Source organism: Pontibacterium sp. (assembly GCF_964228735.1).
In the GTDB taxonomy this organism is placed as follows: Bacteria; Pseudomonadota; Gammaproteobacteria; order Pseudomonadales; family Balneatricaceae; genus Pontibacterium.
Genome location: NZ_CAXRBQ010000160.1, coordinates 1 through 8,845 on the forward strand (window position 1 = coordinate 1; position 8,845 = coordinate 8,845).

11 protein-coding genes are annotated in these 8,845 nt (G+C 54.2%); all 11 read left to right on the plus strand.

Annotation, left to right across the window (positions count from 1 at the left end; translation table 11 throughout):
• A partial coding sequence (locus ACEQ15_RS17640; protein ID WP_370280570.1) for a tRNA pseudouridine(38-40) synthase TruA occupies positions 1–581 on the plus strand: 581 nt, incomplete at its 5' end.
• Between the two features lie 65 nt (positions 582–646).
• On the plus strand, positions 647–1,276 hold the full coding sequence (locus ACEQ15_RS17645; RefSeq protein WP_370280571.1) for a phosphoribosylanthranilate isomerase: 630 nt from the start codon (positions 647–649) through the stop codon (positions 1,274–1,276).
• A 19-nt stretch (positions 1,277–1,295) separates the two neighbouring features.
• The gene (gene trpB, locus ACEQ15_RS17650; protein ID WP_370280580.1) at positions 1,296–2,480 is read left to right on the plus strand and encodes a tryptophan synthase subunit beta; all 1,185 of its coding nucleotides are present in this window, start codon (positions 1,296–1,298) and stop codon (positions 2,478–2,480) included.
• Between the two features lie 28 nt (positions 2,481–2,508).
• On the plus strand, positions 2,509–3,315 hold the full coding sequence (trpA, locus tag ACEQ15_RS17655; protein WP_370280572.1) for a tryptophan synthase subunit alpha: 807 nt from the start codon (positions 2,509–2,511) through the stop codon (positions 3,313–3,315).
• Positions 3,316–3,353: 38 nt separating this feature from the next.
• On the plus strand, positions 3,354–4,214 hold the full coding sequence (accD, locus tag ACEQ15_RS17660; RefSeq protein ID WP_370280573.1) for an acetyl-CoA carboxylase, carboxyltransferase subunit beta: 861 nt from the start codon (positions 3,354–3,356) through the stop codon (positions 4,212–4,214).
• 103 nt (positions 4,215–4,317) lie between these two features.
• On the plus strand, positions 4,318–5,595 hold the full coding sequence (gene folC / locus ACEQ15_RS17665; RefSeq protein WP_370280574.1) for a bifunctional tetrahydrofolate synthase/dihydrofolate synthase: 1,278 nt from the start codon (positions 4,318–4,320) through the stop codon (positions 5,593–5,595).
• Positions 5,596–5,597: 2 nt separating this feature from the next.
• Positions 5,598–6,149: an SPOR domain-containing protein gene (locus ACEQ15_RS17670; protein WP_370280575.1), complete on the plus strand. Its 552-nt coding sequence runs from the start codon at positions 5,598–5,600 to the stop codon at positions 6,147–6,149.
• Between the two features lie 52 nt (positions 6,150–6,201).
• Positions 6,202–6,696, plus strand: a complete 495-nt coding sequence (locus tag ACEQ15_RS17675; RefSeq protein ID WP_370280576.1) for a CvpA family protein — start codon at positions 6,202–6,204, stop codon at positions 6,694–6,696.
• A 45-nt stretch (positions 6,697–6,741) separates the two neighbouring features.
• Positions 6,742–8,268 (plus strand): amidophosphoribosyltransferase, encoded by a 1,527-nt coding sequence (gene purF / locus ACEQ15_RS17680; RefSeq protein WP_370280577.1) that lies wholly within the window; start codon positions 6,742–6,744, stop codon positions 8,266–8,268.
• On the plus strand, positions 8,268–8,411 hold the full coding sequence (locus tag ACEQ15_RS17685; RefSeq protein ID WP_370280579.1) for a hypothetical protein: 144 nt from the start codon (positions 8,268–8,270) through the stop codon (positions 8,409–8,411). Before purF ends, ACEQ15_RS17685 begins: the two co-directional genes overlap by 1 nt.
• Positions 8,348–8,845 (plus strand): aminotransferase class I/II-fold pyridoxal phosphate-dependent enzyme (locus ACEQ15_RS17690; protein WP_370280581.1); only part of this gene is annotated, 498 nt, incomplete at its 3' end. The genes ACEQ15_RS17685 and ACEQ15_RS17690, both read left to right, overlap by 64 nt.

An 8,845-nucleotide genomic window follows, 5' to 3' on the forward strand; every position in this document is an offset into this window, starting at 1 on the left:
CGCGTGCCTGGGTGATGGGCACCAACACCAAACTGCCGGATGATATTGCCGTTAAGTGGGCCGTTGAGGTGCCGGAAAGTTTCCATGCGCGTTTCTCCGCGCAGCAGCGTCGGTACCGCTATGTCATCCTGAGCGCGCCGGTGAAGCCCGCATTGCTGGCGAAAGGGGTTACCTGGACCTACAAATCCCTGGATGTGGATCGCATGAACGCAGGTGCCGCGTACCTGGTTGGTGAGCACAACTTCAACTCCTATCGCGCCGTAAACTGTCAGGCGCACAGCCCCATTCGCGAAGTGCGCGAACTCAACGTCTATCAAAGTGGTGGGTTGATCGTCATCGATGTGGCGGCGAATGCATTCCTTCATCATATGGTGCGGAATATTGCAGGTGTACTGATGAAGATAGGTTGTGGCGAAGCCGAGCCGATCTGGGCGAAAGAGGTGTTGGAAGCGCAGGATCGACGCCAGGGTGGGGTGACTGCGCCGCCGTATGGTCTCTATTTTGTCGATGTTAAATACCCTGACGAATTTGACCTGCCAAAATCCGATCTGGGGCCGTATTTCCTTACTGCTCTGGACTAACGCTGGCCGTAAGCATCTGATAGTATATTGGGTTTTCCGGACGGGCCTTTGGTGAGCACTACACCGTGAATAGAACACGTATCAAAATTTGCGGTATCACACGCCAAGAGGATGCCGACGTTGCTGTGGCGGCTGGTGCAGATGCACTGGGCTTTGTGTTTTATGATCCAAGCCCGCGTAATGTGAGTGTCGAGCAAGCTGCTGAAATCATTCGTGGTCTACCTGCCTTCGTTACCAGTACGGCACTTTTCGTGAATGCTGCCCCTGAGTTTGTGCAGCGTGTCATTGATGAAACCGGCATCGACCTGTTGCAGTTCCACGGCGACGAAGATGTGGCGTACTGTGAGCAGTTTTCCCGTCCTTACATGAAAGCGATCCGGATGAAGCCGGACGTTGATGTTGCTGCGGAGTGTCAGCGTTACTCCAGCGCCGCAGCCGTTTTGTTAGATGCCTACCGTCCAGGTGTACCGGGCGGAACAGGTGAATCCTTTGACTGGGACCGTATCCCGGCAGAGGTAAGAAGTTCGATTGTGTTGGCGGGTGGTCTGAACCCGGACAACATTCGTAGAGCGGTCGAAACCGTGTGTCCCTTTGCCGTTGATGTCAGCGGTGGCGTAGAAGCCAGCAAAGGGATTAAAGATAAAGATAAAGTAGTGAAGTTTACTCAAGAGGTTAACCGTGCCTATCAAGACTGATCTTTCCACAATTGCGCAGATGCCCGATGAACGTGGGCACTTTGGTCCCTATGGTGGTCGTTTTGTTTCCGAGACCCTGATGGCTGCCCTGAAGCAGCTGGAGGAGACCTATGAGCGTTTGTGGCGAGACCCAGAATTCCAGGCTGAGTTTGACCGCGATCTGGCACACTATGTTGGTCGTCCGTCTCCGCTGTACCATGCGGTTCATCTGACTGAACTGTGCGGTGGCGCGCAGATCTACCTGAAGCGTGAAGACCTGAACCACACCGGTGCTCACAAGGTAAATAACACCATTGGTCAGGCGCTGCTGGCAAAATACACCGGTAAGCCACGCGTTATCGCTGAAACCGGCGCCGGTCAGCACGGTGTTGCTTCTGCAACTGTAGCAGCACGACTGGGCCTGAAGTGTCAGGTCTACATGGGTGCTGAAGACGTGCAGCGTCAGGCGCTGAACGTATACCGCATGAAACTGCTGGGTGCAGAGGTGATCTCTGTAGAATCCGGTACCCGCACCCTGAAGGATGCGATGAACGAAGCGATGCGTGACTGGGTAACCAACGTCGACGATACCTTCTACATCATCGGTACTGCAGCGGGTCCACACCCGTATCCGAAGCTGGTGCGCGATTTCCAGTCCGTGATCGGTCGTGAAGCGCGTGCCCAGTGTCTGGAACAGGCTGGTCGCCTGCCGGATGCGCTGGTTGCCTGTGTGGGTGGTGGTTCCAACGCCATTGGTCTGTTCCACCCGTTCATCGAAGATGCGGATGTGCGCATGGTTGGTGTAGAGGCGGGCGGTTATGGCGTAGAGTCCGGCCAACACGCAGCACCGCTGACCGCTGGTCGTCCAGGTGTTCTGCATGGTAACCGTACCTACCTGATGGAAGATGACGCCGGTCAGATCCTGGGAACTCACTCCGTTTCTGCCGGTCTCGATTATCCGGGTGTAGGCCCGGAGCACTCTTACCTGAAAGATGTGGGCCGTGCCGAGTACGTCGCGATCAACGACGATGAAGCGATGGATGCGTTCCGTACGCTGACCCGTGTTGAAGGTATCATGCCAGCTATCGAGTCCAGCCACGCTGTCGCACATGCGATGAAGATGGCGAAAGAGATGGATAAAGACCAGATCATCGTAGTTAACCTGTCTGGTCGTGGTGACAAAGATATTCATACCGTCGCACAGATCGACGGTATCCAGGTCTGATTTTCGGACCTTAAGGACGGTAAAGAACATGAATCGAATTGCAGCGTGTTTTGAACGCCTGAATGAGCAGGGTCGTCAGGCCCTGATCCCTTACATCACAGCAGGTGATCCGGCTCCTGCCGCAACCGTGCCAACCATGCACGCCATGGTTGAGGCGGGTGCGGATATTATTGAACTGGGTATCCCGTTCTCTGACCCGATGGCTGACGGCCCGACCATTCAGCTGGCGTGTGAGCGCTCTCTGAAGCACGGCACCCGTTTGCTGGACGTGCTGGAGATGGTGAAAACCTTCCGTGAGAAGGACCAGGAAACCCCTGTGGTACTGATGGGCTACCTGAACCCGGTGGAAGTACTGGGTTATAAGTCTTTCGCCGAGCAAGCCGCCGCTGCTGGCGTCGATGGTGCGCTGATCGTTGATCTGCCGCCGGAAGAAGCCGAAGGCGAGTTTGATCAGGCAATGAAGGCAAACGGCCTGGATACGATCTATCTGCTGGCGCCAACCACCGAAGAGAGTCGCGTAGAGCAGGTATGTAAAGCGGGTAGCGGCTACCTGTACTACGTGTCTGTAAAAGGTGTGACCGGTTCTGCGGCGCTGGATGTTCAGGCGGTAGCGGACAAGCTGGACGTTGTACGTAAATATACGGATCTGCCAATCGGCGTAGGCTTTGGTATCAAGGATGCCGAGTCTGCCAAGGCGGTAGCCGGCGTTGCTGACGGTGTAATCGTGGGCAGCGTATTGGTAAACAAGATTGCATCGCTGGTAGCTCAGCAGGACGAGATCCCTGCACAGGTCTCTGCTATTGTGGCTGAGCTGCGTACTGCGATGGACGCGTGAAAGAACTGACGCTTAAGTAAAGATTTGGAAAAACATACATGAGTAACTGGCTGGAAAAAATCGTTCCCTCTTTGGTTCGCAATGAAACCAAGCGTTCCAACATTCCAGAAGGTCTGTGGAAAAAGTGTCCTAAATGTGACGCGCCACTGTACCGTCCGGAACTGGAAAAGAACCTGAGCGTTTGTCCTAAGTGTGATCACCACATGCGCCTCAACGCGCGTAAGCGTCTGGAACTGTTCCTGGACGAGCAGAACCGTACTGAGCTTGCGACAGAGGTGGAGCCGGTAGATCGCCTGAAGTTTAAGGACTCCAAAAAGTACAAAGACCGTCTGGTTGCGGCGCAGAAGTCCACTGAAGAAAAAGATGCGCTGATCGCAATGCGCGGTGAGCTGAACGGACAGCCAATTGTTGCAGTCGCATTCGAATTCCAGTTCATGGGTGGTTCCATGGGCGCAGTCGTAGGCGAGCGTTTTGTGCGTGCGGCTAAAGTGAGCCTGGAAGAGAAGATTCCTCTGGTCTGCTTCTCCGCATCCGGCGGTGCACGTATGCAGGAAGCACTGTTCTCCCTGATGCAGATGGCGAAAACCAGTGCTGTACTGGAAAAACTGAAAGCGCAGGGCATTCCATACATCTCTGTGCTGACCGACCCTGTATACGGCGGCGTATCTGCAAGTCTGGCGATGCTGGGGGACCTGAACATCGGCGAACCTAAGGCGCTGGTTGGTTTCGCGGGCCCTCGTGTAATTGAACAGACGGTACGTGAAAAACTGCCGGAAGGTTTCCAGCGCAGTGAGTTCCTGCTGGAACACGGCCAGGTGGACATGATTATCCACCGTCACGAGATGCGTGAGCGTCTGGATTCCATTCTGCGTAAGCTGACTCGTCAGCCAGCAGCCTGATCCGGAATTGATCGTTCCTTGGATTGCGTGACAAACGTGCAATAAAAAATAGCCGGCAGGGGCATTACGCTGCCGGCTTTTCTGTTTCTTGTAGTAGGTAATTATGACGCAGGTAACCGACGGTTTTTCCCTTGATGAATGGCTCTCCTGGATTGAGGCCTGTCATCCGGCAGAGATTGAGCTGGGTTTGGAACGTGTTAGCCAGGTGGCGGACGCCATGGGTGTGCGCACGCCAAAATCCAAGGTGATCACCATTGCCGGTACCAATGGTAAAGGCTCAACCGTGACCTATCTGGAAACCATTCTGGGTAAGGCAGGTTACAGCGTCGGCTGCTACACCTCTCCGCATTTTCGTAAGTACAACGAGCGTGTCCGCCTGAACGGCCGGAACATTTCCGACGAGGAGTTGTGCCAGGCATTTCAGACCATTACCGATGCGCGTAAAGACATCCCGATGACGTACTTTGAGTACGGTACGCTGGCTGCACTTGAGATCTTCGGCCGTAAAGAGCCGGATGTGATCCTGCTGGAAGTGGGGTTGGGTGGCCGTCTGGACGCGGTGAATATCGTGGATGCAGATGTGTCTGTGGTGACCAGTATCGCCATCGATCATGTGGATTGGTTGGGTGACGATCGCGAAGTGATCGGTCGCGAAAAGTCCGGTATCTTCCGAGCGCAGCGTCCCGCTGTATGCGGTGAGGCTGATCCTACTAATTCGGTCGCTGAGGTTGCAGCTGAGACCGGTGCAGTGCTCTATCAGGTGGGCAAGCAGTTCAGTTACCAGGTAGACGGACAGGAATGGAACTGGCAGGGTGTTTGTCCGGTCGGAGAAACACTGAAGCTGGAAAACCTGCCGATGCCAACGCTGCCGTTGCCTAACGCCGCAACTGCACTTCAGGTGTTGGCCGTCGCCGGTCTTGATGTGTCTGTTGATGCAATCCGGGCGGGGCTTGAAGAGGCAACCATGACCGGTCGTATGCAACGTGTGGCACTGGCCAACGGCACCGCATGGCTGGATGTGGCGCACAACCCTGAAGCGGCAGAACTTCTGGCTGCGCGTCTGGCGGCCAAAGGTCAGGAAGTTCATATGGTGCTGGGTATGCTGGGAGACAAGGATTTTGCATCGGTTATCGAGATTTTGCGCCCACAAGTGTCATACTGGTATCTGGCTGACCTCAATGTACCGCGAGGTCAGAAAGCGGAGGCTTTGGCGGCTCACTTGACGACTGAAATGGACGCCGGACGTTGTGCTTGCTTTGGTACTGTGGCTGATGCGTTGGATGCAGCGCAGGATAAGTTGACCAAGGAAAATAGTTTGCTGGTCGCGGGGTCATTTTTCACAGTGAGTGATGCCCTCGATCATCTTGGAGTGGATGAATAACTATGCAAGAGAAGCTGAAATACAGGTTGATTGGTCTGGTGGTAATTGTGATGTCAGCCGGTATTCTGTTTCCCCTGTTCTTTAACGGTGACGGTTACCGGGAGCGCCATCTGGAGTCCGCGATCCCGGCTGTGCCGCCGTTGCCGGAAGTGGTGACAATCGAGCCGCAGTCGAAGACACTGCCGGATACCAGTGCAATGGCTGCGCCGGAACCCCCGGCGCCCGCTCCGAAAAAGTCTGCTGAGCTGGTGAAAAAGATTGAAACCAAGAAACCTGTTATCAGTGTTGATGAAGAGAAACCAACGCTTGATAAACAGGGTGTACCGGTTGCATGGACATTGCAGTTGGCCACCTTCAGTGATGAAGGAAATGCGAAAGAACTGCGCAGCCAGCTGATTGATGCCGGCCATAAAGTGTACACTCGCAAAAACGGTAAACTGGTCAAAGTTTATGTTGGCCCTGATTTCCAGCGTTCAAAGCTTGAAGCACTTAAAACCAAGCTTAAAAAAGACCTGAACCTGGACGGTATTATCGTGCGTTTCTCCACTCGCTGAAGATAAAGGCCTCTGGTAGAATGCGCGCATCTTTTTAGGGTAGTTACAGAAAATGAATTGGGCTGACTGGGCTATCGTGGCGATCATCGCCATCTCCTGTTTATTTAGTATTCGTCGCGGATTTGTAAAAGAGGCGCTCTCTCTGCTTACCTGGGTTGCGGCCTTTATGGTGGCTCGCACCTTTGTGACACCGATGACGGATGTTCTCCAGCCTTATATCGAAACCCCTTCTCTCCGTGTTGCCACGGCCTTTGCTAGTCTGTTTATTGTCACCCTCATCGTTGGTGCCCTGATCGGGCAGCTGTTTGGTATGTTGGTGGAAGCAACCGGGCTCAGCGCAACCGACCGTATGCTGGGTATGGCCTTTGGTGCTGCGCGTGGCGGATTGATCGTGGTCGTGCTGGTTATGTTGGCAGGCGAGACGCCTGCAGCACAAGATTCCTGGTGGCGTGAGTCCCAGCTGATTCCCCACTTTGCGTTAATGGAAGCCTGGACCAGGGATGTGGCAGGTGAAGTTGCAGATCTGATCTGGAACGCAGGACGCTAAGAATAAAATTTTTGAGATTACCATTTCCCTTCGAGGTGAGTTCGGATGTGCGGTATTGTCGGCATTGTTGCCAAATCCTATTTTAACCAGTCCATTTTTGATGCCCTGACGGTGCTGCAGCACCGTGGCCAGGATGCTGCAGGTATGGTGACCTGTGAAAGTGATCGTTTCTTCCTGCGTAAAGACAACGGTCTGGTGAACGAAGTGTTCCGTACCCGTCACATGAAACGCCTGGGTGGCAACATGGGTATCGGTCACGTGCGTTACCCTACTGCAGGGTCCTCCAGCTCTGCAGAAGCGCAGCCGTTCTACGTGAACTCTCCGTACGGCATAGCGCTGGCACACAACGGTAACCTGACCAACGCAGAAGAATTGGCCGAGAAGATGTTCCGTGCCGACCTGCGTCACATCAACACTACATCTGACTCTGAAGTGCTGCTGAACGTGTTCGCTCACGAACTGCAGCGTCAGGGTAAACTGGTGCCAGAATCCTCTGATATTTTCGCAGCGGTAGAGCGTGTTCACGACCGCGTTAAAGGTGGTTACGCCGTTGTAGCAGTAATCACAGGCTACGGCATTCTGGCATTCCGTGACCCGAACGGTATCCGTCCACTGGTGTACGGCAAGCGCGTTCTGGAGAACGGCGAAGAAGAGTTCATGGTTGCATCCGAAAGTGTAGCGCTGGACGTCGCTGGTTTTGAACTGGTTCGTGACATCGAGCCGGGCGAAGCGATCTTCATCACCATGGACGGCAAAGTTGAGACACAGCAGTGTGCGAAGAACAGCCGTCTGACACCATGTCTGTTCGAATACGTATACCTGGCACGTCCGGACTCCATCATCGATGAAGTGTCCGTGCACAAAGCACGTATGCGCATGGGTGTGAAGCTGGCAGAGAAAGTGCTGCGTGAAATGCCGGAACACGATATCGATGTGATTATCCCGATTCCGGATACCAGCCGTACTTCTGCACTGGAGATGGCTTACCACCTGGATGTGAAATTCCGCGAAGGTTTCATCAAAAACCGTTACGTGGGCCGTACCTTCATCATGCCGGGGCAGGAGCAGCGTAAGAAATCTGTACGTCGCAAGCTGAACCCGATCGAGATGGAGTTCAAAGACAAGGTTGTAATGCTAGTAGATGATTCCATTGTGCGTGGTACCACCTCTCAGCAGATCGTGCAGATGGCACGTGATATGGGTGCCAAGAAGGTGTACTTCGCATCTGCAGCGCCAGCCGTACGTTATCCAAACGTGTACGGTATCGACATGCCGTCCGTTTACGAGCTGATCGCTCACGGGCGTACCGATGAAGAAGTCGCAAACGAGATTGGCTGTGACTGGATGCTGTACCAGGATCTAGAAGACCTGAAAGAGAGCGTTCTGGCCGGCAACCCTGAAATTCAGGATTTCGATACCTGTGTATTTGATGGCAAATACGTAGCAGGTGATATCGATCAGACTTACCTGGATCGATTGGAAGAGAAGCGTAATGACTCAGCGAAAGCTGAAGAGAACGGGCAGCAAGTGAAAAGTAACGAATCGTCTGATCTGCACAGCAAGATCGTCTGATGAATCGCCTAGGCATAAGCCTGGTTTCGTACGAGAAGAGCGTATCCAGTGTGAAGGCGATGATTACGCCTTCGATACGCTGGCAGTACGTGCGGGCCAGCGTCGCACCGATGAAGGTGAACACAGCGACCCGATCTACCTGACTTCAAGTTACGTGTTCTCATCTGCCCGCGAGGCAGCGGCGCGTTTTGGTGGTGAAGAAGAGGGCAATATCTACTCACGCTTCACCAACCCTACAGTGCAGGCGTTCGAGCGTCGCATCGCGGCACTGGAAGGCGCGGAGCGTGCTGTTGCAACTTCATCCGGCATGGCGGCAATCATGGCGGTGGGTATCGCGCTGATTCAGCACGGCGACCATGTTGTCTGCTCTCGCAGTGTGTTTGGTTCGACGGTATCTCTGTTCAACAAATACCTGACACGTGCAGGCATCGAGACCACCTTTGTTGACCCGACCGATCTGGATGCGTGGCGTGCGGCGATCCGCCCGAACACGCGCATGTTCTTCATGGAAACACCGTCCAACCCGCTGGCTGAGCTAACGGATATTGAAGCGGTGTCTAAGATTGCACGTGAGCAG